This is a genomic window from Amycolatopsis sp. NPDC004079 (genome assembly GCF_040610415.1).
Lineage (GTDB): Bacteria > Actinomycetota > Actinomycetes > Mycobacteriales > Pseudonocardiaceae > Amycolatopsis > Amycolatopsis halotolerans.
Genome location: NZ_JBEXMH010000027.1, coordinates 19,965 through 43,865, shown reverse-complemented (window position 1 = coordinate 43,865; position 23,901 = coordinate 19,965). Strand labels below are relative to the sequence as shown.

Annotated in this window: 25 protein-coding genes; 12 read left to right on the top strand and 13 right to left on the bottom strand. The window is 69.4% G+C overall.

From position 1 onward, the window contains the following. Nucleotides 1-2 precede the first annotated feature (2 nt). The 4 genes from efeO to ABZX37_RS26025 all read left to right on the top strand — a co-directional run bounded on the left by efeO (nt 3) and on the right by ABZX37_RS26025 (nt 4,010). Nucleotides 3-1,154 carry an iron uptake system protein EfeO gene (gene efeO / locus ABZX37_RS26040; protein WP_354743705.1) on the top strand — a complete coding sequence of 384 codons (1,152 nt, stop codon included), beginning with the start codon at nt 3-5 and terminating at the stop codon, nt 1,152-1,154. Continuing rightward, a complete protein-coding gene (efeB, locus tag ABZX37_RS26035; RefSeq protein ID WP_354743703.1) occupies nt 1,151-2,425 on the top strand; it encodes an iron uptake transporter deferrochelatase/peroxidase subunit in 1,275 nt (424 codons plus the stop codon). The genes efeO and efeB overlap by 4 nt, the downstream gene beginning before the upstream one ends. A gap of 105 nt (nt 2,426-2,530) precedes the next feature. Further along, entirely contained in the window at nt 2,531-3,595 is a 1,065-nt protein-coding gene (locus ABZX37_RS26030) for an LLM class flavin-dependent oxidoreductase (protein ID WP_354743701.1), read from the top strand. Between the two features lie 4 nt (nt 3,596-3,599). Then, nucleotides 3,600-4,010, top strand: a complete 411-nt coding sequence (locus tag ABZX37_RS26025) for a PPOX class F420-dependent oxidoreductase (RefSeq protein WP_354743699.1) — start codon at nt 3,600-3,602, stop codon at nt 4,008-4,010. Nucleotides 4,011-4,087: 77 nt separating this feature from the next. On the opposite strand, the gene ABZX37_RS26020 is transcribed toward ABZX37_RS26025, so the two are convergent. From ABZX37_RS26020 to ABZX37_RS25990, 7 genes are all read right to left on the bottom strand, one after another. Beyond that, nucleotides 4,088-4,651, bottom strand: a complete 564-nt coding sequence (locus ABZX37_RS26020; RefSeq protein ID WP_354743697.1) for a hypothetical protein — start codon at nt 4,649-4,651, stop codon at nt 4,088-4,090. Continuing rightward, entirely contained in the window at nt 4,651-5,997 is a 1,347-nt protein-coding gene (locus tag ABZX37_RS26015; RefSeq protein ID WP_354743695.1) for a hypothetical protein, read from the bottom strand. The genes ABZX37_RS26020 and ABZX37_RS26015 overlap by 1 nt, the downstream gene beginning before the upstream one ends. Then, nucleotides 5,997-6,800 (bottom strand): ABC transporter ATP-binding protein, encoded by an 804-nt coding sequence (locus tag ABZX37_RS26010; protein WP_354743693.1) that lies wholly within the window; start codon nt 6,798-6,800, stop codon nt 5,997-5,999. The genes ABZX37_RS26015 and ABZX37_RS26010 overlap by 1 nt, the downstream gene beginning before the upstream one ends. A gap of 21 nt (nt 6,801-6,821) precedes the next feature. Further along, nucleotides 6,822-7,610: a zf-HC2 domain-containing protein gene (locus tag ABZX37_RS26005; protein ID WP_354743691.1), complete on the bottom strand. Its 789-nt coding sequence runs from the start codon at nt 7,608-7,610 to the stop codon at nt 6,822-6,824. A 29-nt stretch (nt 7,611-7,639) separates the two neighbouring features. Then, nucleotides 7,640-8,194 carry an RNA polymerase sigma factor gene (locus ABZX37_RS26000; protein WP_354743814.1) on the bottom strand — a complete coding sequence of 185 codons (555 nt, stop codon included), beginning with the start codon at nt 8,192-8,194 and terminating at the stop codon, nt 7,640-7,642. 765 nt (nt 8,195-8,959) lie between these two features. Further along, nucleotides 8,960-9,874 carry a MazG family protein gene (locus ABZX37_RS25995; protein WP_354743689.1) on the bottom strand — a complete coding sequence of 305 codons (915 nt, stop codon included), beginning with the start codon at nt 9,872-9,874 and terminating at the stop codon, nt 8,960-8,962. Then, on the bottom strand, nt 9,871-10,872 hold the full coding sequence (locus tag ABZX37_RS25990) for a hypothetical protein (protein WP_354743687.1): 1,002 nt from the start codon (nt 10,870-10,872) through the stop codon (nt 9,871-9,873). Before ABZX37_RS25990 ends, ABZX37_RS25995 begins: the two co-directional genes overlap by 4 nt. 81 nt (nt 10,873-10,953) lie before the next feature. Between ABZX37_RS25990 and ABZX37_RS25985 the strand changes: the two genes are divergently transcribed. Then, on the top strand, nt 10,954-11,367 hold the full coding sequence (locus ABZX37_RS25985) for a hypothetical protein (RefSeq protein WP_354743685.1): 414 nt from the start codon (nt 10,954-10,956) through the stop codon (nt 11,365-11,367). 212 nt (nt 11,368-11,579) lie between these two features. Here ABZX37_RS25985 and mfd read toward each other — a convergent pair whose 3' ends face one another. Beyond that, nucleotides 11,580-15,158 (bottom strand): transcription-repair coupling factor, encoded by a 3,579-nt coding sequence (gene mfd, locus ABZX37_RS25980; RefSeq protein WP_354743683.1) that lies wholly within the window; start codon nt 15,156-15,158, stop codon nt 11,580-11,582. 6 nt (nt 15,159-15,164) lie between these two features. Next, a complete protein-coding gene (locus ABZX37_RS25975) occupies nt 15,165-16,106 on the bottom strand; it encodes an LLM class flavin-dependent oxidoreductase (protein WP_354743812.1) in 942 nt (313 codons plus the stop codon). 88 nt (nt 16,107-16,194) lie between these two features. Here ABZX37_RS25975 and ABZX37_RS25970 point away from each other — a divergent pair, with 88 nt between their 5' ends. Next, the gene (locus ABZX37_RS25970) at nt 16,195-16,971 is read left to right on the top strand and encodes a helix-turn-helix transcriptional regulator (protein WP_354743681.1); all 777 of its coding nucleotides are present in this window, start codon (nt 16,195-16,197) and stop codon (nt 16,969-16,971) included. Here the strand turns inward: ABZX37_RS25970 and ABZX37_RS25965 are convergent. Together ABZX37_RS25965 and ABZX37_RS25960 are read right to left on the bottom strand one after the other, a co-directional pair. Beyond that, nucleotides 16,949-17,455, bottom strand: coding sequence for a DedA family protein (locus ABZX37_RS25965; RefSeq protein ID WP_354743679.1), 507 nt, complete (start codon nt 17,453-17,455; stop codon nt 16,949-16,951). The genes ABZX37_RS25970 and ABZX37_RS25965 overlap by 23 nt on opposite strands. Next, on the bottom strand, nt 17,427-18,032 hold the full coding sequence (locus tag ABZX37_RS25960) for a methyltransferase domain-containing protein (protein ID WP_354743677.1): 606 nt from the start codon (nt 18,030-18,032) through the stop codon (nt 17,427-17,429). The genes ABZX37_RS25965 and ABZX37_RS25960 overlap by 29 nt, the downstream gene beginning before the upstream one ends. 146 nt (nt 18,033-18,178) lie before the next feature. Between ABZX37_RS25960 and ABZX37_RS25955 the strand changes: the two genes are divergently transcribed. From ABZX37_RS25955 to ABZX37_RS25945, 3 genes are read left to right on the top strand one after another with little or no spacing between them, the layout of a single operon-like run. Then, complete coding sequence (locus ABZX37_RS25955; RefSeq protein ID WP_354743810.1) at nt 18,179-19,303, top strand: histidine kinase; 1,125 nt, start codon at nt 18,179-18,181, stop codon at nt 19,301-19,303. Next, nucleotides 19,300-19,953 carry a response regulator transcription factor gene (locus ABZX37_RS25950; RefSeq protein WP_037820214.1) on the top strand — a complete coding sequence of 218 codons (654 nt, stop codon included), beginning with the start codon at nt 19,300-19,302 and terminating at the stop codon, nt 19,951-19,953. Before ABZX37_RS25955 ends, ABZX37_RS25950 begins: the two co-directional genes overlap by 4 nt. A 19-nt stretch (nt 19,954-19,972) precedes the next feature. Beyond that, complete coding sequence (locus ABZX37_RS25945) at nt 19,973-21,124, top strand: PQQ-dependent sugar dehydrogenase (RefSeq protein WP_354743675.1); 1,152 nt, start codon at nt 19,973-19,975, stop codon at nt 21,122-21,124. A gap of 66 nt (nt 21,125-21,190) precedes the next feature. Here ABZX37_RS25945 and ABZX37_RS25940 read toward each other — a convergent pair whose 3' ends face one another. Beyond that, entirely contained in the window at nt 21,191-21,907 is a 717-nt protein-coding gene (locus tag ABZX37_RS25940; protein WP_354743673.1) for an SDR family oxidoreductase, read from the bottom strand. A 31-nt stretch (nt 21,908-21,938) separates the two neighbouring features. Between ABZX37_RS25940 and ABZX37_RS25935 the strand changes: the two genes are divergently transcribed. The 3 genes from ABZX37_RS25935 to ABZX37_RS25925 are packed head-to-tail and all read left to right on the top strand — an operon-like array spanning nt 21,939 to nt 23,261. After that, the gene (locus ABZX37_RS25935) at nt 21,939-22,472 is read left to right on the top strand and encodes a MarR family transcriptional regulator (protein WP_354743671.1); all 534 of its coding nucleotides are present in this window, start codon (nt 21,939-21,941) and stop codon (nt 22,470-22,472) included. 10 nt (nt 22,473-22,482) lie between these two features. Then, the gene (locus ABZX37_RS25930) at nt 22,483-22,881 is read left to right on the top strand and encodes an NUDIX domain-containing protein (RefSeq protein ID WP_354743669.1); all 399 of its coding nucleotides are present in this window, start codon (nt 22,483-22,485) and stop codon (nt 22,879-22,881) included. Then, nucleotides 22,881-23,261, top strand: coding sequence for a VOC family protein (locus ABZX37_RS25925; RefSeq protein ID WP_354743667.1), 381 nt, complete (start codon nt 22,881-22,883; stop codon nt 23,259-23,261). The genes ABZX37_RS25930 and ABZX37_RS25925 overlap by 1 nt, the downstream gene beginning before the upstream one ends. A 3-nt stretch (nt 23,262-23,264) precedes the next feature. Here the strand turns inward: ABZX37_RS25925 and ABZX37_RS25920 are convergent, their stop codons facing one another. Continuing rightward, a complete protein-coding gene (locus ABZX37_RS25920; protein ID WP_033288150.1) occupies nt 23,265-23,855 on the bottom strand; it encodes a TetR/AcrR family transcriptional regulator in 591 nt (196 codons plus the stop codon). Nucleotides 23,856-23,901: the final 46 nt, after the last annotated feature.

Genomic DNA, 23,901 nt, shown 5'->3' with positions numbered 1-23,901 from the left:
CCGTGCCCCAGTTCCGCAAAACCTCGACGGCTGTGCTCGCCAGTCTCGGCGCGCTCGTCGCGCTGACCGCCTGCGACAGCACGAACTCCGCGTCCGGTCCTTCCGGCGCGGCCGCGGGCGGGCCGATCAAGGTCGAGGCGTCCGACACCGCCTGCTCGGTGTCGGCGACGACCGCGGCCGCGGGCAACCTGACGTTCGAGATCGCCAACAAGGGCACCAAGGTCACCGAGTTCTACCTCTACGCCGAGGGCGACCGGATCATGGGCGAGGTCGAGAACATCGCGCCGGGGCTGAACCGGCGGCTCATCGTCGAGGTCCCAGACGCCGGCAAGTACCAGACCGCGTGCAAGCCGGGCATGGCGGGCAACGGCATCCGCGGCGACTTCACCGTCACCGGCGGCGCGCAGGGCCAGAGCAACGCCAGCGCGCAGAAGACCGCTGCCACCAAGAGCTACGCGACCTACGTCGAGAACAACAGCTCGGCGCTGGAGACCGAAACCGCGAAGTTCGTCGCCGCGGTCAAGGCGGGCAAGGTCGACGAGGCGAAGGCCGAGTACGCGCGCACTCGCGTGTTCTACGAGCGGATCGAGCCGGTCGCGGAGAAGTTCGGCGACCTGGACCCGTCGATCGACGCCCGCGAGGCCGACGTCGAGCCGGGCCAGCAGTTCACCGGCTTCCACCGGCTGGAGAAGGACCTGTGGACCACCGGCTTGAAGCCGGACAGCCCGCAGATCGCGGACAAGCTCCTCACCGACGTCAAGGCGCTCGTCGCCAAGACCAAGACGCTGCAGCTGAGCGTGCTGGACCTGGCCAACGGCGCGAAGGGCCTGCTCGACGAGGTCGCGACGAAGAAGATCACCGGCGAGGAGGAGACCTTCTCGCACACCGACCTGTGGGACTTCCAGGCCAACCTCGACGGTTCCAAGGGCGCGATCGCGGCGCTGCGGCCGATCCTGCAGGAGCGCGACGCGGCCCTGGTGTCCACTTTGGACAAGGAGTTCGCGAACGTGCAGGGGCTGCTGGACAAGACCCGCTCCGGGGACGGTTTCAAGTACTACAACGAGCTCTCCCAGGACCAGATCAAGGCGTTCGCCTCGGCGGTCGACGCGCTGAGCGAGCCGCTCAGCAAGGTCGCGGAGGTCGTGGCGCGGTGACCTCTCAAGCAGGGACCGAGGAGGGAACCCAGGTTTCCCGCCGGAGGCTGTTCGGGCTGGCCGGCGCGGGGGTCGCGCTGGCCGGCGCGGGCGCGGCGGCCGGCGTCGGCTTCGACCGGCTCGGCGGCGACACCCCTGCCGCGGCCGCGACGGCCAAGGTCGACTTCCACGGCGAGCACCAGGCCGGCATCGTTACCCCGGCGCAGCCGAACCTGCATTTCGCCGCGCTCGACGTGACCACGAAGGACGCCAAGAAGCTCCGCGAACTGCTGCGCACCTGGACTGCCGCGGCACGGCGGATGACCGCGGGCGAGGAGGTCGGCCCGAACGGCGCCCTCGCCGGGTCCGTGCAGGCCCCGCCGGACGACACCGGTGAGGCGCTCGACCTGCCCGCCTCCGATCTGACACTGACGATCGGCTTCGGTCCCTCGCTCTTCGACGACAGGTTCGGCCTCGCCGCGAAACGTCCGCCGCAGCTGATCGACCTGCCCGCGTTCCCGAAGGACAAACTCGACCCGGCCCGCAGCGGCGGCGACCTGTGCATCCAGGCCTGCGCGAACGATCCGCAGGTCGCGGTGCACGCGGTGCGCAACCTGGTGCGGCTGGGCTTCGGCGTCACCGAGGTGCGCTGGTCGCAGCTCGGATTCGGCCGCAGCTCGTCGACGTCGCGCTCGCAGCAGACGCCGCGCAACCTGTTCGGCTTCAAGGACGGCACGAACAACGTCAAGGCCGAGGACACCGACGTGCTCCGCGACCAGGTGTGGGCGCAGGCCGACGACGGACAGGCGTGGATGGCCGGCGGCACCTACCTGGTGGCGCGCCGGATCCGGATGCACATCGAAACCTGGGACCGCGAAACGCTCGCCGGGCAGGAGCAGATTGTCGGGCGCTCCAAGGGAAGCGGTGCGCCGCTCGGGCAGACCGGCGAGTTCGACCAGGTCGACCTGCAGGTCGGCGGCGCGGGCGGGACGCCGCTGATCGCCGAGGACGCGCACGTCCGGCTGGCCTCGCGCCAGACGCGCAAGGGCGTGCAGATCCTGCGCCGCGGCTACAACTTCGTCGACGGCTCCGACGGTGTCGGGCACCTCGAGGCGGGGCTGTTCTTCCTGGCGTTCAACCGGGACACGCGCACGCAGTACGTCCCGATGCAGCAGGTGCTGTCTTCGAAGGACGCGATGATGGAGTACCTGCAGCACACTGGTTCCGCGCACTTCGCGATCCCGCCGGGCCTCACGCCGACCAGCGACTGGGGTGCCGGGCTCTTCGGCTGACCAGTACAAACCTCCTCGCCCCGCCACTGCGTGGGACCGGTTGCCGGTGCCTTGCAGGCAAGCGACGGTGACCGCGTTCATCCGCGTGAGGTGAGGAGTTCCGTCGTGGTCGCTGTGGCACAGCCGCGGTTCGGGGTGTGGGCGGTCGTCTACGGGTCGTGGGGCCCGTTCGATCATCCGGCCGATCCGGTGGACGCGAGCTGGGAACGCAACCGGCGGCTGATCGTCGAGGCCGACCGGCTCGGTTTCGATTCGACGCTCATCGCGCAGCACGTGGTGAACCCGTTCGGCGACGAACTGGACCAGCTGGAGACGTGGACGTCCGCGGCGGCGCTCGCCGCGCTCACCGAACGGATCGAGATCATCGCGGCGATCAAGCCGTATCTCGTGCATCCGGTGGTGCTGGCCAAGCAGGCGCTGCAGATCCAGGAGATCAGCGGCGGCCGGTTCGGTCTGAACCTGGTCAACGCGTGGTTCAAGCCGGAATTGGCGCGAGCCGGCATTCCGTTCGCCGACCACGACGAACGGTACGAGTACGGCCGCGAGTGGATCAGCGTCGTGCGTGGTCTGCTGGCCGGCGAGCGGGTTTCGTTCGAGGGCAAGCATTTTCACGTCGACGGCTACCAGCTGCGGCCCGCCGGTTCGTCGCCGACGGTGTATGTCGGCGGCGAGTCGGACCCGGCACGCGCGCTGGTGGCGGACAAGGCCGACGTGTGGTTCATCAACGGGCAGCCGCGGGAGAACGTCGCCCGGCTGATCGAGGACGTCGCCGCCCGCCCGCGCGTCGGCCCGCCAGTCCGATTTGGACTGTCGGCGTTCGTGGTCGCCCGCGAAACCGACGCCGAGGCGGAAGCGGAACTGGCGGCGTTGTGGGAACTGGCGGAGGCGGGCAAGGCGCGCTGGGAGGCGCTGGTCGCGGACGCCGATCCGAAGGCGGTGATGTTTCAGACGTTCGCGAAGTACCCGCACATAGGCACGAACGGCGGCACCGCGGCCGGGCTGGTGGGCAGTTACGACACCGTCGCACAGCGGATCCGCGAGTGGGCTGACCTGGGAATCGAGACGTTTATGCTGCAATTTCAGCCCTTTGAGGCGGAGATGCGGCGGTTCGCCGAGCACGTGCTCCCCCGCGTGCGCTTGACTTCAAGCAAGCTTGAAGTTGCACGGTAGGTGCATGTTCACCGACGCAGAACTCAGCTACCTGGCCGACCGGCCGCTCGCCCGGGTCGCCACGCAGCAGCCGAACGGAACCCTGCAGGTCAGCCCGGTCGCGTTCTCCTGGAATCCGGAGACGCGGACCATCGACGTGTCCGGGTACAACCTGACGAAGAGCCGGAAGTACCGCAACGTCGCGGCCAACGGCCAGGTCGCCATCGTGATCGACGACCAGCCCTCGACGAAGCCGATGCGCATCCGCTGCTTGGAGATCCGCGGCCGGGCGGAAGCCGTGCCGAACGCCTTCGAACCGGACGGCCACCTCGACGGCGCGGTCATCCGCATCTACCCGCAGCGCATCATCAGCATGGGGATCGACGACCCCGACAGCGAACCGCTTGAGGTGAAGCCGAACAACCGGAACGTCTGAAGGCACGCCAGTCCGCAGGCCCGCCCCTGCCCGGGGGAGGGACGGGGCTGCGCCTGGCTTCACCAATCCGCTGGCTCTCAACGACGAGCACCCGCCATCGTGTACGCCGCCGTGCCCGCCACGAACAGCAGCCCGGCCACCCACCACGCCTGGGCGGAGTCCGCCGTCGCCATCGGCCAGGCCACGACGTCGTAGGCCTGGCCAACGGCTTTCGGGACGAGCGCCGCCGTCATCGCCCAGCCCATCGGCAGCGTCCAGCCGAACTGACCGCCGAACAGCGTGGCCGCCAACCCGGTCAGGCCGAGGAGCCCGGCCACATCGCGAAGGATCCAGCTCGAGTCTATCGGGAGATCGGCAAGACCTTGTGCGGCAAGCATTACTCCGCCCGCCACCACACCGATCACCAGGAGGTGCGTCAGTCGCCGTGGCGGCCAGCGGAAGGAGGCCGTGCGGTCCAGGTCGAGGTCTTGCCCGCTGAGGCCCACACCCGCCACCGCAACGGCAGCGCCAAGGGTGACTGTCGCGAAGACCGTCGACCAACTGTCGCCCAGCAGCAGCGGGAGAACGGCGGCACAGAGCAGCACCGCCGCCAACGCCACTGTGAGGTGGCGCGAACGCGCGTACAGCGCCGTCCACCGCATCAGCGCGCACCTTCCGTGAGAACCCTCAGCGGGTCCCCGGTGCAGGTCAGCTCAAGGTGCCGCGCCGCAGCGACCCGAGCGGTCTGCTCCGCCTCCGGCACCGCCTTCAGCGCGGACCACGCCGGGTCCGTCCGGGTCTGCAGCGGAGGCTGTGCGTACGAATGCGGCGGCGCGTACGAACCGATCAGCCATCGCGCCATTACCCAGCGCGCGGCGTCCTCCCGGTCGTTCTGCTCGCCTCCGTAGGACGCCGCGTGGCAGGGCGGCGTCCCGGCGCCGCTCAGCAGCGTCGTGGTGAGGCTGGGGCCGCTTTTGCCATACATCGCATAGTCGTCCTGCTGCATCAACAGCCGGGCCGGGTCTCGAGGACTCACTTTGTTGTTGCGGAACGACACCGTCGATTCCTCGACCCGGTTCGGACGTTGCGGCAGTTTCTCCAGCAGCCGCAAGGCTTCTTTGCCAGGGCCGGCCACAGTGGACAGCCAATCCTCGTGCAGCCGCGTGACGCACACCGGACCGTCGCACGCGAGGGCGGCGGCCGTCTTGTCGACGGTGTAGTTGTTCTCCGGAGCGGCCGGGAACAGCGGCAAGGCCACTGCCAGCCCGGCCGCCACCGGGAGCAGCGCGAGCGCCTTGACCCGCGCCGAACTGGCGAGCAGCAACAGGAATCCGGCCGCGGAGAGCCCGAGCAGCCAGCACAGCTGTCCGAATTGCACCGCTGGCACTGACACGTCGAACGGACCGCGCGGCTCCACCTGCCCAATCCCGAGCAGCACGGCCGGATTCGCCCCCCGTTCGGTCTCGCCCGACATCTGCAGCACCAGCCCGCCGACCAAGGCGAGGACCGTGAGCGCCGGAGCGGTGATCGGATAAGGCAGCAGCCGCCCGAGGCCGAGTCCCAGCGCCGCACCGGCGACCACAGACAGCACTCCGAGCAGCAGTTGCATCATCCACGCCGCGGTGAACATCCCGCCGTCGGCCACGACCTGCCCGACCCCGGCGGCGACCAGCACCAGGTACCCGACCACCGCGGCGAGCCCGACGGCCAAGGCGAGCGTCGTGCCTCGCTGCCCGGCGGGCCTTGGCGTGGAACGGAACAGTTCGCCGACGCCTGCCCTGGCGTCCCGCATCCCCTGGATCGCCGCGGCCCCGACGATGATCGGCCACACCAGCACCAGCAGGTAGCGGGACCATCGGACCGAGGTCAGCCACGTGGCGTTCCAGGCCGCGGAACCGTGGCTCCACGGTCCTCGGGAGAACAGCAGGAACCCCAGACCCACCGCCAAGACCGCGACGAGCACCCACGGTGCGACGGTGCGCCGGAGTTCGGTCCGGAACACGCTCATCACCAGGCCCCCTTCCCCTGCGCGTGGCCGAGCAGCGCCGAATAACCGCGCTCGATCGGGCTGTCGCCGACGTCCGCCGCACTGCCCGCCGCGGCCAGATCCGCTGGCGTGCCTTGGAAAACCAGCTTCCCGTCGGCGAACAGGACGACGTCCGAGCACGCCGCGGCGACGTCTTCGACCAGGTGGGTGGACACGACGACGCACGCGTCCCGGCCGATTTCCTGCAGCAGCTCCCGGAAACGCAGTCGCTGCGCCGGATCGAGCCCGGCAGTGGGTTCGTCGAGCAGCAGGAGCACCGGGTCGTTCACGATCGCCTGCGCGATGCCGACCCGGCGGACCATGCCGCCGGACAGGGTCTTCATCTTGTCCTCGGCGCGTTCGGCGAGACCGACCCGCTCGATCGCGCGCTGCACCGCGCCCGGCACCTCGCGCTTGGACATTTCCTTGAGCCACGCCATGTATTCGACGAACTCGCGGACGGTGAACCGCTTGTAGTAGCCGAAAGTCTGCGGCAGGTATCCGATCCGCCGGCGCAGACCGCGCTGTTCGAAGTGCCCCCCGATCGGCTCTCCGAGCAGCGACAGCTCGCCTTCCGTCGGCCGCAGCACCGTGGCCAGCGTGCGGATCAACGTGGTCTTGCCCGCGCCGTTCGGCCCGAGCAGCCCGTGCACCCCCGTGCCGAGCGCCAGGTCGAGGCCGTCGACCGCCATCTTCTTGCGGCCGACCCGTACTTTGAGCGCCTGGGCTTGGATTTCCCAGGCGTAGGTCGCCGGAGCGACCTCGGCGGCTTCCACAGCCCGCATCGGTGTCCCCTCTCGTTTCCGTCAGTGATGCGCAGCAAGCTGCGTGAAGGTGTTTCGGCGAAGCACTACGAACACCGCCGCGACGACAGCGGCCGCCAGCCAGCCCGGCCAGGCGGCGGTCTCCAGCAGCACCGAGCCCCCGAACGCGACGCTCGGCACCACCAGCGCGCCGAGCCACAGTCCGATCAGGATCGACGCCGCCCAGGCGACGCCGATGAACGTGCCGAGCGCGAGGGTCCCCGTGGTGAACGCGAGACTCGGCAGCAGCCCGAGCCCCATGCGCGCGCCGACGAGCCAGCCGGCGAGGAGCAGCACCGCGAGCACCGGCATCACGACCGCGGTGGTCCGCCGCAGGATCAGCTCCAGCCCGGCTCGCGGGGTGGCCGCGGTGAGTTCGTACGACGGATCCAGCCCGCGCGACCACGCCGCCGCCACCCCGAAGACCGGCAGTACCGGGGAAAGCAACTGCACGAACGACAGCCCGTCGTGCAGTGACCGGTCGAGGTAGACCGACAGCGCGCCGACCACGAGGACCATCACCAGCCACGGGACCATCACCGGGGTCGCCCAGCAATGCAGCAATCTCGCGGCCCGGCGCGGCATCGGCTGCGGCGCGTGCGCGAGGTCCGGCTCCAGCCCGGCCCAGACGGTGTCGAGCAGACCAGCTACCTCGGCGGTGGACCCGCCGGCGAGCCGCGCCCGGCAGTGCGCGCACTTTTCCAGGTGCCCTTCGATCGCCCATGCCTCGTCCCCCGGCAGTGCGCGACCGGCGACGTAATCGGCGAGCATCCGGTCGGATACGTGGTTCATGGCTTGACCTCCTCCGGCCACTCCTGGTTTCACGACAACGCCTCCCGCATCGCGATCCGGGCACGGCGGACCCGGGTTTTGACCGTGCCCTCCGGCAGGTCCAGCAGGATCGCGGTCTCCCGGACCGACAATCCGTCGAGCACCATGGCTTGCAGGACGTCGCGCAGCTCCGGCGCGAGGCTGCGCAAAGCGTCGCCCACCGAATCGCCGACCGTGCCGGCGAGCGCCTCCTCCTCGGCAGCCGGTGCGGACAGCGCCTCCTGCGCCGCGGGAGGCGGATGCGCGTGGTGCGCGCGCCGCCGATAGGCGTCGATGAGCCGCCGCACCGCGATGGTCCACACCCAGCCCACAGCGGAGCCGCCGGCGACGACGCCCGCGAACGAACCCGCAGCGCGCCACACGGCGAGGTAGGTCTCCTGCATCACCTCCAAGACGATCTGGTCGTCGGAACAGCGGTGCCGCAGGCGAATCGCGAGCCACGGCGACGTGCGGCGGTAGAGCTCTTCGAACGCCGCACGGTCACCGCGGGCGGTGCGCCGGAGGAGGTGCTCCTCGTCCGGCTCCCTGGGTGGCTTGTGTCTCACACCAGGCAAGACGCCACCTCCGCGCTTCTGGTTCTCATGAATGAGTGATGTGGATCACAATTGCGGAGTCGAGGCGGTTCGGGCATCGAGGGCAATCGTGCCCGGACGACAGGGGGTGCGAGGGCAGATGGGTGGGGCTCCGTCCATCGAGTGAGGTCGGCGGGGTCAGGCAAAGCCGCGTGGCCGAGGCACGGGACAAAGAAACGGGCAGCGAGAGTCGATGGGCGAAGCGGCCAATCCGAGGGGCGCGAGGACGGAGACAAAGCAGAGGCACGGGCTTTGCGCGAAGGGAGAGCGCCGAGCAGCGCGAACGCACGAGTGCTGACCGCCGGGGGCAATCGCGATGGGGAGACGGCAGGGCATGGATGAATGGGGCAGCGCGTCAATCGGATGAAGTGGCTGCACGTCATGCAAGGCGGCGCGGCTGAGACGCGGTACGGAGAGCGGTCAACGTCCGCAGGGCAGTGAGAGTCAGCGGACGAAAGCGTGAGCGAGTCGCGAAGCTAAGCACCGGCACGGGTGATGAGCAGGAAACCGCTGGTTCGACGCGACTGTCGGGCGAAGCGAAAGTGTCCGTCAGCGCCAGGAACGACGACGAACGCGAGTGCATGGCGCTCCTCGAAACGACTAGCGCAAAGCGCAGTGACACGCGGAATACGGGCGACGAGCGCGGACTCGACATCGACCGAGAAGACATGCGGCACGCTCGAACTTCACCCAGCCGTCAACCGGGCACGCGACAGAAACCCAAGCAGCGAAACCGGCTCAAGCCGACGGCCAGAACTTCCGCCAGCCCTCAGCCTCCAGCGTCGCCGGTTCAACCCCGGCCTTCCGAGCCGCAATCTCCGCCGCGCGGATGTCGCGGGCGAACTGCTTCGCGACCGCGCGAAGCTCGCCCTCCGGATCCAACCCGCCGCGGCGGGCGGTCGCCGCGGTCCGGAACAGCTGGGCGGGGGCCGAGGAGTCCTGCGGGAACAGGTCCAGCGGAATCCCGGCCCGGCCGCTGCGCTGGCCTAGTTTTCCGGCCAAAGCGACGGCGGGCTGACCCAGCGCAACACCATCCACAATGGACTTACGCTGCTTCTCGGCCTGCTTCAGCTCTTCCCACTTCAGCTCCTGGTGCTCGGCCGTAGCAATGCGGGCCGCGTCGGCGAAGACGTTGGGGTGGCGGCCTACCAGCTTGTCCACCAGGTCGCCCGCGACGTCGTCGATGGTGAAGGGGGCTCGGCCGTGTTCCGCTGCGACGCGGGCGTGGAACAGGACTTGCAGGAGGACGTCGCCCAACTCCTCGCGCAAGGCGGCGCGGTCGTTGTCCTCGATGGCTTCCAGCAGTTCGTACGTTTCCTCGACCAGGTACTGCCGCAGGGATTCGTGCGTCTGCCGGGCGTCCCAGGGACAGCCGCCCGGGGAGCGCAGGCGGTCCATGACCTCGACCGCTTCCACGAGCGGGGGCACGGGGGTTTCGATCAGTTGCGCGCCGGCGGCGAGCATCGCGGCAGCGGTCGGTTCTGTGCGGGAAGCGGCGAGCAGGACGATGTCCGCGAAAGATTGGCCCACTGGCGGAACGCCGAACTGCGCAGCATCGACGTCGGTCGCGGCGTACACCGCATTAGTGCGAAGCAGGGGCAATGCGGCCGCGGGCAGGGTCGCGCCGTGGACCAGGACTACGGTGCCGGTCACTGCTGCGCCGGGGCACCGCCGCCGCGCAGCGGCACGGCCACGCCGGTGACCTCGGCCGCGCTCGGGGCGAGGTTCATGCCGACTGCGTCCCACACGCCGTAGCGCGGGTTGATTTTGAAGTCCACGTTGCCGACATACGGCTGAAGCATCCGCACGCCGATCGCGCCCAGCTGGGCCGCGGTCGGCTGCTGGACCTGGTCGGTGGCGACCTTCGCGTCGGTCGACCGCTTCCGCACCACGGCGGTGACCCACCAGGTCGGCGCGCTCGCCGGGTTCGGCTGGAACGCGATCGCGGTGTTCGCGGGGACGCCGAACAGCACGGTCGCGGCGTCCTGCGGCGAGGACAGCGCGGGGGCCTGCTGGCCGACGTTGCCCTGCGCGCCGCCGCGGATGTCGGACTGGATCGCACCCGGGTTGGCCGCGTACTCCTCGGCCTTGGCGATGGCCTGGCCGCGCGCAACCTTCGGGTCGATCGACGGGGCCTGGCTCTCCGAGGTCGGCGCGCCGATGCTGGTGTAGTCGAAGTTCACCGCGAGCGTCGGCAGGTACTTCAGCGCGATCCGCTGCTGCAGATACTGATCGGTGACGGCCTCGCGGTGATCGCGCAGCCGCCAGACGAGCTGGGTCACGGCCGCGGACTGGTCCTGCGTGACGGCCTCGGGCACCGGCGACGCGAGCGGATCTTGTTGCATGGCTTCGGTGACGGTGGCCTCGTCGACCGAAATGCCTTCCTTCTGCGCGGCCTTGACGACGACCTCGTGCAGCAGCTTCTGCCGGACGATCTCGCGCCCGACCAGGTCGAGCTGGTGCCGCGTGGCGAGCTGCCGGGCGTACGGCTGCTCCTGCACGGCGCGGTCGAGCAGGGCCTGAACCTGGTCGATGGTGGTGACCTGACCGTCGACGACCGCGGCGGTGCCCACCTGACTGGGGCCGGTACCGCATCCGGCGAGAAGGAAAGCTCCGGCGAGAACGGCGCCCAGCGCACGGCGGCGCCCCATGATCCGCATCACAGGCCCTACCCTCTCACATGCCCTCGAAACGCAACACCATCGAGGCATTCAGCGGGCTATTGTCGACATATGGACTCTTGGTTGTCGATCGAAGTCCTCGACGGGGCCTTCGCGGCGAGCGCGTGGCAACGCGCTCACGGCGACCGGCTGACCGAGGCCGCGCTGACCAACGGCGCCGAGCAGTGGACGTGGCACGTCCACCACTGGGGCGTGACGCTGGAGATCGAGTTTTCCTCGGAAGAGAAACGGGACCGCTTCCGGAGCCTGCCCGCGGTGACCGCCGCTCTCGACGCGGTGCCGGATCCGGAACGCGGGCTGCTCGTGTACCCGGGTCGCGGCGGCGGTTCGGGGGCTCGCGTGCCGCGGCGTCCCCGGCCGTTGCCGATGTCCGGCTGCGGTGCGTTGCCGACACCGGAGGAGGAGGTGTCGTTGCGGCTGGCTACGGCGCAGCCGCCGGGGTTCGAGGTTTGCCCGGCGAACTGAACCGTCTCCCGGTCGGCCACGAAAAGCGCGTCACGACCGAGCGGGCGCGGCAGTACTTCGCCATCGTGACCGAGGGGCGCGGCAGCACCTCGCCATCGAGATCTCCGCGAGCATCCGATTTCGTACCGCAATGGCGTGGCACAGCCGATCCGGTCAGTTATGCCCCGGCCGTGGCCGATGTCCGGCGGTGGTGCGTGGCTATGCCCCAGCGCTCACACCGCCGCCGGGGTTTTCGTCAGCTGGGCCAACAGCTTCGTGCACCAGTCGAGCAGTTCCTGGTCCCGCAGCACCGGCGCGCCCATGCGGCCGCCTGCTGGGCCTTCGGTCGGCTTCGGCACCGACACGGTGCTGGTGACCGCCTTGTACAACGCCTTGGGGTACAAGCGTTTCAGCCGCACCAGCTGCGAGTCCATCAACGGCAGCGGCGCGAACCGGATCGTGTTGCCCTGTACCGCGACCTCGGTGACGCCCGCGGCCCGGCAGGTGTGCCGGAACGCGGCGACCGCGAGGAGCCGCGTGACCGGGGCGGGCGGCTGGCCGTAGCGGTCGACCAGTTCCTCGCGAACCGCGTCCAGCGCCGCGGTGTCCGGGGCCGACGCGATCTTGCGGTATGCCTCCAGCCGCAGCCGTTCGCCGGGGACGTAGTCGTGCGGGATGTGCGCGTCCACCGGCAGGTCGACGCGGACTTCGGCCAGTTCCTCGTCCTCCGCCGGCTCCGCGCCCGCGTGCCGACGGAACGCTTCGACCGCTTCGCCGACCAGCCGGACGTACAGGTCGAATCCGACGCCCGCGATGTGCCCGGACTGTTCCGCGCCGAGGATGTTGCCCGCACCGCGGATTTCCAGGTCCTTCATCGCGACCGCCATGCCCGCGCCGAGTTCGGTGTTCTGCGCGATGGTGGCGAGCCGGTCGTGCGCGGTCTCGGTGAGCGGCGCTTCCGGCGGGTAGAGGAAGTACGCGTACCCGCGCTCGCGGCCACGTCCGACGCGGCCGCGCAGCTGGTGCAGCTGGGCGAGGCCGAGCATGTCGCCGCGTTCCACGATCAGCGTGTTGGCGTTGGAGATGTCCAGGCCGGTCTCGACGATGGTGGTGCAGACGAGGACGTCGTACTCGTTCTCCCAGAAGCCCTGGATGATCTTTTCGAGCTTGTCCTCGTTCATCTGCCCGTGCGCGGTGACGACGCGCGCCTCCGGCACCATCTCGCGGATCCGTTTCGCCGCCTTTTCGATCGACGACACCCGGTTGTGCACGTAGAACACCTGGCCGTCGCGCAGCAGCTCGCGCCGGACCGCGGCGCCGACCTGCTTGTCGTCGTACGCGCCGACGTAAGTCAGGATCGGGTGCCGGTCTTCCGGCGGGGTGAGGATGGTCGACATCTCGCGGATGCCCGCCATCGACATCTCGAGCGTGCGCGGGATCGGCGTCGCCGACATGGTGAGCACGTCGACGTGCGTGCGCAACGACTTGATGTGTTCCTTGTGCTCCACGCCGAACCGCTGTTCCTCGTCGACGATCACGAGGCCGAGATCCTTGTAGCGGACGCCGGTCTGCAGCAGCCGGTGCGTGCCGATGACGATGTCGACCTCGCCGTCGGCGAGCTGTTCGAGAATCCGGTCCGATTCGGCCTTGTGCGTGAACCGCGAAAGGCCCTTGATGGTGACCGGGAACGACCGCATGCGCTCGGTGAACGTGTTCAGGTGCTGCTGCGCGAGCAGCGTGGTCGGCACGAGCACGGCCACCTGTTTGCCGTCCTGCACCGCCTTGAACGCCGCGCGCACCGCGATCTCGGTCTTGCCGTAGCCGACGTCGCCGCAGATCACGCGGTCCATCGGGACGCCGCGCTCCATGTCCGCCTTGACCTCGTCGATGGCCGCGAGCTGGTCGTTGGTCTCGGTGAACGGGAACGCGTCTTCCAGCTCGGACTGCCACGGCGTGTCCTGGCCGAACGCGTGCCCGGGCGCGGCCTGGCGGGCGGCGTAGAGCTGCACCAGTTCGGCGGCGATCTCCTTGACCGCTTTTTTGGCGCGTGCCTTGGTGTTCTTCCAGTCCGAGCCGCCGAGCTTGTTGAGCGTGGGCAGTTCGCCGCCGACGTAGCGGGACACCTCGTCGAGCTGGTCGGTGGGCACGAACAGCCGGTCGCCGGGCTGGCCGCGCTTGGACGAGGCGTACTCCAGCAGCAGGTACTCGCGAGTGGCACCGGCGACCGTGCGCTGCACCATTTCCACGAACCGGCCGATGCCGTGCTGGTCGTGCACCACGTAGTCGCCCGCTTTGAGCGCCAGCGGGTCGACCGCGCCGCGACGCCGCGACGGCATCTTCGTGTTCAAGTCCTTTGTGGACGATCCAGCGGTGGCGCCGCGGCCGGTCAGGTCCGCCTCGGACAGCACCACGAGCGCGCGCTCCGGCGAGACGAAGCCCTCCGCGAGCCCACCGCAGGTGACCGTGACGACCCCGGCGGGCGGCAGGTCGGCGAGCACCTCGGCGTGCTTCGCCGGGACCTCGGCCGCCATCAGCTGCTCGACCGCGCGGCTGGCGGTGCCCTGTCCGGCGACGACGAGCACGCCGGTGCCGCCGGACGCGAGGTGCGCGCGCAGGTCGGTCATCGCGCGTTCCAGCTCGCCCCGGTAGGCGGGCGCGGGCTCGATGCCGACGCGGTAGACGTCCGGGTCTTCGCTGGTCAGCTGGGTGAGCGTCCACCACGGGCGCTTGGTGTCCTGCGCGTGCGCGGCGATCTCGGACAGCTCGCGGTACGCCGACGCGCCGAGGTCGATCGGGGCCTGCCCGCCCGCTGCGGCCGTGGTCCAGGAGGCTTCGAGGAACTCCTGCCCGGTGCGGACGAGGTCGGCCGCGCGGGCGCGGATCTTCTCCGGATCGGCCAGCAGCACGTGGCCGCCGCGGGGCATGGAGTCGGTGAGCAGGGCGAGCTCGCCCTCGCAGAGCACCGGGATGAGCGCTTCCATGCCCTCGACCGGGATGCCGCCGGACAGCTTGGTGAGCATTTCGGCCAGGTGCGCGTCGGCCTCGTACGTGGTGGCCAGCTCGGCCGCGCGCGCCTTGACGTCCGGCGTGAGCAGCAGCTCGCGGCACGGCGGCGCGGTGACCCGCTGGATCTCGCCGGGCAGCGAACGCTGGTCGGACACCGCGAACGCGCGGATCTCGCTGACCTCGTCGCCCCAGAACTCGACGCGGACCGGATGCTGCGCGGTGGGCCCGAACAGGTCGAGGATGCCGCCGCGGACCGCGAACTCGCCGCGCTTCTCGACCATGTCCACGCGCGTGTACGCCAGCTCGACAAGCCGTTCGAGCAGGTCCTCGAAGCTCTGCTCCTCGCCGACGACCAGGTCGATCGGCGCGAGCGACCCGAGCCCGGGGGCCATCGGCTGGATGAGGCTGCGCACGGTCGCGACCACGACCCGCAGTTCCTCGTCGCCGGTGTGCAGCCGGTGCAGCACTTCCAGCCGCCGCCCGACGGTGTCCGCGCGCGGCGAAAGGCGCTCGTGCGGCAGCGTCTCCCAGGACGGGAAGTCGGCCACGCGGCCGGGCCCGAGCAGCGCACTGAGCGACGCGGTCAGCTCGTCGGCTTCGCGCCCGGTGGCGGTGACGGCCAGCACCGGACGGCCCGCGCCGCCGCGCTCGGGGTCTTCGGCCAGCGCGGCGGCCACGAGCTGCCGTACGGCGACAGCGCCTTGCAGTTCGAGCAGCGGGGCGCCGGCGCGCTCGACAACGCCGCGCAGCGCCGGGTCGGGAAGGATGGCTTGGAGGAGTCCGGACAGTACAGCGTCGGTCACCATCCCAGCCTACGTCGCGGCACCGACAGGTTTCCGCTCCCCGGCGATCACCTCCGCCAACAGGGGCAGCTGCCGCTCGACCGCGCCGGGTTCCAGGGAGCCGACGCGCAGCAGCACGTGCTCCGCTCCGGCCTCGGCGTATCGGCGCACGGTCGCCGCGACTTCCTCGATCGGGCCGGTCACGGTCGCCTGGATGGTGCTGATCTGCGCCAACGACCGTTGATACGTCGCCTGCGCGTAGTCCTCCAGGACGCGCTGGCCGCGGCGCGGGTCGGGGTCCACGTAGGCGGTCAGGAACAGCGACGGGGTGACCGGGCGATCGGTGGCGGCGCGGATCGTCGCGAGGCCGGACGCGTAATCAGCGGGATCCGGCGGGTACGGGAGCCAGCCGTCGTAACGCAGCGCGGTACGGCGAAGCGCGGCTGGCGTCGCGCCGCCCAGCCAGATCGGCGGGCCGCCGGGGCGCGCGGGGCGGATCGCCGGCGGCAGCCAGTCGTAGTTCAGCACCTTGCCGTGGAACGAGCTCGGCTGCCCGGTCCACAGTTCGCGCCAGAGCGTGACCACGTCGTCCAGATGCGAGAACCTCGTCCGGAAATCGACCCCGGCCAGCTCGAACTCTCGCTCGCTGAAGCCGGGGAAACCCGCGCCGACGCCGACTGCCAGGCGTCCTTCGGAGATCAGGTCGACAGAGGCGAGCGTCATCGCGGTCTGCACCGGATTGCGGTGCGCGGGCAGCAACACGGCGGTTCCGACGGTGACGCGTTCAGTCGCCTGCGCCACCGCGGTGAGCAGGGTGAGCGGTTCGATTCGCGGCCGGGAAAGCGAGTCACCGGCCCAGATCGACGCGAACCCGAGCCGTTCGGCTTCACGGGCCACCGCGACGAGGGCACGCGGGGTGCCGCCTGCTTCGAGCTGCGCCTGTCCGGCGGGAAGAAGTAGTCCGAATTCCACGTCGTCGACGATCCAGCGAGGCACGGCGTCCCGGCAATTCCCTGCGGGGAATGGCCCGACGTCCGAAACCTCGGCCAGAATCGCGCAGGTGCCCACCACGTTCGCCGACGCCCTGCGCGACGCCCGTTCCCGCCGCCGGCTCAGCCAGCTCGATCTCGCGCTGAAAGCCGGGACGACGCAACGCCACGTCAGCTTCATGGAACGCGGCCGTTCGCTGCCCGGCCGCGGGATGGTGGTGCGGGTCGCCGAGGCGCTCGGCCTGCCGCTGCGCGAGCGCAACGCCCTGCTGCTGACCGCCGGATACGCGCCGGTCTACCCCGAAACGCGGCTGGACGACCCCGCACTGACGCCGGTGCTCGAGTCGCTGCGCACGCTGCTCGCCGGACACGAGCCGTACCCGGCGCTGGTCGTGAATCGCTACGGCGATCTGGTCGCGGCTAATGACGGCTTCGATCTGCTTACCGAGGGCGTCGCGGCGGAACTGCTCGAACCGCCCATCAACGTGCTGCGGCTGGCGTTGCACCCTCGTGGGATGGCTCCGCGGATCCAGAATTTCGCTGATTGGGCGCAGCACGTGCTCGAACGGCCGCGTCGTGGTCTGGCGCACGGGCCTGATCCACGGCATCAGGCGTTGTTGGACGAGCTCACCGGTTATCTCCCGTCGCCTGGCGAGCCGTCGGGTGACCACCTCGGGTTCGCTGTGCCATTGCAGTTGTCCAGTTCGGCGGGCGAGCTTCGGCTGCTCACCGCGATCACGCAGTTCGCTACTGCGGTCGACGTGACCGTCGCGGAGCTGAGCCTCGAAACTTTCCTGCCCGCCGACGCCTCGACCGCCGAGCTGCTCAAGGCGCGACCCAGCCGGTGACCTGACCCAACGTCAACTCCACACCCGCCCACAGCACCGCCGCGCACAAGCTCCCGACGAAGAAGCGTCGGTACGACAGCCCAGCAGAACCCGCGACGCGCGGCACGAGAGTGCGTACGCCAGCGAGGCACCGCCCTAGGACGACGGCTGGCACGCCATAACGCGCGACGGTCGCTTCGGCCTTGTCCCACTTCGCAGCACCGATCCGCTGCCCCACGTGCGACCGACGCAGCTTCGGGCCCCACAGTCGTCCCTCCCAGTACGCGAGCTGGTCCCCCGCGAGCGCCGACGCGACGCAGACCGTGAGCGCTGGCCACAGCTGTAAAGTCCCGCGCTGCACAAGGAAACCCATAAGCAGCAAGGTGGACAGCGTCGGCAGCACGATGCCGGGCAACAGCGCTGTCTCGGCCATGATCACCAGCGCACAGATCAGGTAGACGAGCGGCGCGGGAGCGTCAAGAAGCGGCTGAAGCAGGCTGTCCATACCGGTCCAGTCCCGACCGCACCGGCAAGGCCGCGCGGTACACGTACGCCGGTGGCAGGTTCCGCCAAACCACGCTGGTGCGTTCGACAACCGCGAAGCGGCTTCGCAGCAACCGTGCGAAGCGACGCGCTGGCGGTGTCCACGAGGTGTGCGCGTACGCGAAGGTGGTGAAGCGGCCTTGTGGGGAAAGCGCCTCGCAGACGGAGTTCAGTACCGCGGCTTGGGGCGCGGCATGCATAGCTGTCCACGGCAGACCGGAGACAACTACGTCGACCGGCATCGTCACGTACGCAGCGACGTGTTCTGCGGAGCCCTCCGCAATATGCAGCGACGGGAAACGTTCGCGTAGCTCCTGTACGAGGTGCGTGTTGATTTCCACTGCGGTGAAGTGCGCGTCGCGCTGAAGCATGCGAAGCAGCACTTCGGTGAAGACACCCGTTCCTGGCCCCAGCTCCACGACGCTGTGCGCGCTCTCGATGCCCAGCCCTGCCGTCATCACTCCGGCCAGCTGTGCCGAGCTGGCGGCGATCGCGCCGGTTCGCATCGGGTGCCGGAAGAACTCCCTGGTAATCGACATGTTTTCGACGGTAGGAAGCGCCCCGGTCGTCGCGGATCGGCTCGGCCGGCGGGAAAAGTCGTTCGCTCGGAGGACCCCGGCCATCCTCCGGAACGACGCGCGCGACGACGGTCTCGCGTTACGTTCGTTTCGTGCGGAGACTGGTCATGTGGGGGCGCAAGCAGCGCTGGCTGCTGGACTTGCCGCTGTACGCCGTCTTTATCGCCTTCGGGCCCAACATCGCGGACCAGGACACGTGGCAGATCCGCATGGCTTCGATGCTGTTTTTGCTGCCTCTGCTGCTGCGCCGCCGTTATCCGCGCACAGTCGCGCTCCTGATCCTCATCGGGGTAGCTGTCGTCTATACGAACGAGGTATGGGCGTATGACCGTGGCCGTGGCGACCTCGCGATGGCAGTCATGCTGTACACGCTCGTCAAAGCCGGTGACAGATGGTTCATCGGCTTCGCGGTAGCTGTCGCCGGGCTGGACACTTTCTGGGGATTCACTTGGGGCGTCAACACCCTGAACCCGACGCTCACCATCGTCGGCGCAGTGCCGCTGTATTTGGCGGCCTGGGCGCTCGGCGCGTTCTTCCGCACGAAGGAACAACTCGCCGAAGAAGAACGACTGAGAACGGAACTGGCGGCGTCCGAGGAACAGGCCCGCAGTCGCGCTTCAGTCGCCGAAGAGCGCACACGAATCGCGCGCGAGCTTCACGACGTACTCGCGCACAGCATGAGCGTGATCGTCCTGAACGCTGAAGGAGCGAAGCTCGCGCGCCATCACGATCCGGACGCTGTCGACCGTACGCTCGACACCATCAGCAAAACCGGCCGTTCCGCGCTCGCCGAGCTTCGGCGACTGTTGGAAGTGATGCACGCCGGCGAACCCGCGCGCGCTCCGCAGCCGACGCTCGATCAGTTGCGCACGCTTGTCGAGCAGTCCGGCCGCGACGTCACCCTCGAAGTCAACGGCGACATCGCCGACCTGCCCGCCGGTGTCGCGCTTCAGGCGTACCGCATCGTCCAGGAGGCCCTGACCAACATGCTCAAACACGCGCCGTCCGACGCGACCGGCCGGGTCCGGGTCACGTTCGCCGGTCCGGAAATCCACGTCGAAGTCACCAACTCCGGTGGACGCCAGCCAGTCACGGCGGGACTGCCCGGGTCCGGGCGCGGGCTCACCGGCATGGCCCAGCGCGTCGCGATGTACCACGGCAAGCTCGAAACCGGCCCGCTGCCGGACGGCGGCTACCGCGTCTCGGCCACGCTGCGGACGGACGCCGCATGACGTCCGTGCTGATCTGCGACGACCAGGAGCTGGTGCGAGTCGGGCTGCGGATGATCGTCGACAGCCAGCCCGACCTGGAGGTGGTTGCCGAGGCGGGCGACGGTGCGGAAGCCGTCGAACTCGCCCGTGCGCGACGGCCGGACCTCGTGCTGATGGACGTCCGGATGCCAGTCCTCGACGGCGTCGCGGCGACCGCGCAGATCTGCGCCGAACTGCCGGACACCTCGGTGCTGGTGATCACGACGTTCGACCTCGACGAGTACGCCTACTCCGCGCTTCGCGCCGGGGCCAGCGGCTTCCTGGTCAAGGACGCGCCTTCGGACGAGATGCTGGTGGCGATCCGCGGCGTGCTGCGCGGCGACGCGATGGTGTCGCCGTCGGTGACGAAACGCCTGCTCGACCGCTATCTCAGCGCGCACCGGACGCCGCTGGACGAGCAGAAACTCGAGACGCTGACCGAACGCGAGAAGGACGTGCTCGGCCTGATCGCCCGCGGATTGTCGAACACCGAGATCGCCGGGACGCTGTTCATCGGCGAGACGACAGTGAAGACGCACGTCGGACGGTTGCTGAACAAGCTCGGGCTGCGGGATCGGGTGCACGCGGTCGTGTTCGCGTATGAATCCGGATTGGTACGTCCGGGCGGCTGAATCGGGGCATGCTGGACCCATGCGTCTCGTCGCGTTGCTCGCTCCCGTGCTGCTGCTCGCCGCCTGCTCGGCCGCGCCGGCGAGCGTCCCGGCTCCGGCCGAGCCCGGGAAGTTCGCCGTCCAGGAGGTCGCGGACGGCCTCGAACACGGCTGGGACGTCGCCTTCCTTCCCGACGGATCGCTGCTCGTGCCGCAGCGCCCCGGCAAGCTCGCGCTGATCCGCGACGGCCGGAAGACCGACGTGCGCGCCGATTTCTCCGACGTCCTCGTGCGGGGCGAAGGCGGCCTGATGGGCCTGGTCCTGGCGGCGGACTTCGCGGCGTCGCGCGAGTTCACCACCTGCCAGACCCACCAGGAAAACGGCCGCGCGGTGGACGTCCGGCTCGTCACCTGGCGGCTCGCCGACGACGGCGCGAGCGCGGCCAAGGTGCGCGACCTGCTGACCGGTCTGCCGGTGAACCCGAGCGGACGGCATTCCGGCTGCCGCCCGACGCTCGCTCCCGACGGCGCGCTGCTCGTCGGCACCGGCGACACCGCGCGGTCCACGGTGGCCCAAGACCGGCGCAGCCTCGGCGGCAAGGTGCTGCGGATCGACGCCAAGACCGGGGAACCGTTGCCCGGCAACCCTTTCCTGTCGTCCGCGGACCCGAACGAACGCCGGATCTACACCTACGGCCACCGGAACGTGCAGGGTGTCGCGATCCGGCCGGGCACCGGGCAGGTGGTCACCTCCGAACACGGACCGGCGTTCGACGACGAGGTGAATCTCCTGCGACCAGGCGGGAATTACGGCTGGGACCCGTCGAAGGGCGGCACTGACGCCAGCTACGACGAGAGCGTGCCGATGACCGACACCACCCGGTTCCCGGCCGCGGTTCGTCCACTGTGGACCACCGGCCAGATCACCGAAGCGACCAGCGGCGACGCGTTCCTCACCGGCAAGCAGTGGGGCGCGAACGAAGGCGCTCTGGCCGTGGTGGCGTTGAAGGGACAGAAGCTTTTGCTGCTGCACCTGGACGCCGCCGCGAAGGTCACCGGAGTGACGCTGCCCGCGGAATTCAACGACAAATTCGGCCGGTTGCGAGCAGCCCGAAGCGGGCCGGACGGCTCGCTGTACGTGACGACTTCCAACGGCAGCAACGATAAAGTGCTGCGCGTGACCCCCAACTGAGGCCAAGTTCCGGGAACAGCGGTGAACGTCCGTGAGGGGACGCAGCTAAAGTTCCGGGCCTTGCGGTCAGCCGACGTACGCGCCGCCGTTCACGTGCACGACCTGGCCGGTGACGTGTCCGGCCTCCGGGGAAGCCAGGAAACGCACCACCTCGGCGACGTCCTCCGGTTTGCCCGCGCGTTTCGTCATCGTGCTCTCGACCAGCCGCTCCTGACGTTCGGCGGAGAGCTTGCCGCGGAAGAATTCCGTGTCCACGATCAACCCCGGCGCGACGATATTCGCGGTGATCCCCCGCGGACCGAATTGACGAGCGGTTTCGGTATTCCACACTTCCACCGCGGCTTTCGCCCAGCCATACGACTCAGCACCGGTGTGCCCGGCGATCGAACCGATGGTGACGACGCGGCCGCGGTCAGCCAGTCGCTCCCCCAGCGCCGACGTCACGAACGCGGCGGAGAACAGATTCGCCCGGATGTTGGCCGTCCAGGCAGCGTCGAGCGCCTTCAGCCCCGGACCGTCGGAACGCAGGAAATCCGTGTTGCCACCAGCGTTGTTCACGAGCACGTCGACCCGTTCCGGCAACTGTTCGCACGCCGCCTCGACCGCCTCGGGATCGCTCGCGTCGAAGCTCACCGCACGCGCGCCGAGCAGCGTCGCCGCCTCGGTGAGCACGTCCTCGCGCCGTCCGGTGATCGTGACCCGATCGCCGTCCCGGGCAAACGCCGCGGCAGTCGCGTATCCGATTCCGGTGCTGCCCCCGGTCACTACTACGTCCCGATTCATCCCTACGTCCTTTATTGCTAAAGTACCTCTTGTGGACGACGGTACCGGCGGCGGGGAAAACCCGTCAAGCGACGAGGTGGACGAGATTCAGCAGGCGTGGCTGCGAGAGCGGCCGGGCACGCCGGTGTCGTCCATCGGCGTGATCACGCGGATCTGGCACATCGCGAAACTGCTGGAAGACGACCGGCGCGCGACGATGCTGGAGCTCGGGATGGACGCCTCTACCCGAACCCTGCTCAGCACGCTGCGCCGCGCCGGGCCGCCGTACCGGCTCAGCGCGGGCGAACTCGCGAAACGCTGCCGGGTCAGCCCGGGCGCGATCTCCCAGCAGACCGCCCGCGCCGAACGCGACGGCCACGTCCGCCGGGTGAAGTCCACTTCGGACCGTCGCGGGGTCTACGTCGAGCTGACCGAGGACGGCCACGAGCTGATCGAGCGAACCGTCGGAGATCTGCTGGAGCACGAGGAAACCCTGGTCTCCGCACTGTCCCCGGCCGAACGCGATCAGCTGGCCGATCTCCTGCGCATCCTGCTCTCGGACCTCGACCGGCGGGCGCGGAGGTAGAGTGACGGACATGCCCACCATCGACAAAGTCGCCTGGCTGCACGTAGTCGACGGCAAGCTGCTCGCCGCGCGTTCCGCGGGCAAGGACACCTGGTACCTGCCCGGCGGGAAACGCGAAGAGGGCGAGTCGGACGTCGAGACGCTGGTTCGGGAGATCGCCGAGGAACTGAGCGTCACGCTGGATCCAGCGTCCGCGCAGCTGGCCGGAGCCTGGGAAGCGCAGGCGCACGGCAAAGCGGACGGTGTCGTGGTGCGGATGACTTGCTACACCGCGGACTACACCGGCGAACTGAAGCCGAGCAGCGAGATCGAGTCGTTCGGCTGGCTCGCCCACGCCGACCGCGACCGGGTGTCGGCGACGGTCCAGCTGATCCTCGACGACCTGCACGCACAAGGAAAACTCGCCTGATGCTGCGGCTCGGGACAACAGTCCTCGGAGTCGCCGACGTCGAACGCGCTATGCGGTTCTGGTCTGAAGCGCTCGGGCTCGTCGAGGACCCGGAATGGGCGAGCGAGACGTGGCGGACGCTGGCCCACCCCGGCGGCGCGCACGCGCTGGGCCTGATGCGCAGCGAGTCGCCCGCCGAGCCGAAGCCACGGCTGCACCTGGACCTCTACACCGACACCGCGGACGAGCAACGCGCCGAGGTGGAACGGCTTATCGGACTGGGCGCACAACGGGTCGACTGGAAGCATTACCCGCCCGAGCCGGACTTCGTGGTCCTCGCCGACCCGGACGACAATCTGTTCTGCGTAGTGGATCTGAGCAACGCGCCGTCCGGCGGCTGAAACTCAGCCGAGCAGCCGAGGCTTGTTCTCCAAGTGCGACAAGCCATTCCAGGCGAGATTCACCAGATGCGCGGCGACCTCGTCGCGCTTCGGTTTGCGCGCGTCCAGCCACCACTGCCCAGTGAGCGCGACCATGCCGACGAGCGCCTGCGCGTAGAGCGCGGACAGCTTCTCCTCATACCCGCGCGCGGCGAACTGCTGCGCGAGGATGTGCTCGACCTGGCTGGCGATGTCATTGAGGACAGTCGAAAACGTGCCGGTGGAACTGGCGACCGGGGAATCGCGCACGAGAATGCGGAAGCCGTCGTGGGAATCCTCGACGTAGCTCAGCAACGCGACGGCGGCCTGCTCCAGCATCACCCGCGGATGTCCGCCGTGGAGGGTCGAGACCATCCGGTCGAGCAGCAGCTGCGTCTCCCGGTCGACAACGACGGCGTAAATGCCTTCCTTGCCACCGAAGTGCTCGTAGACGACCGGTTTGGACACGTTCGCCCGCGCGGCGATCTCCTCGACCGACGTGCCGTCGAAACCCTTCTCGGCAAACAGAGCGCGTGCCACGTTGAGCAGCTGCTGCCTGCGCTCGCTGCCCGTCATGCGCACCCGGGCGACCGGTGCGGCCGGCCGCGCGCCGGTGACCGCT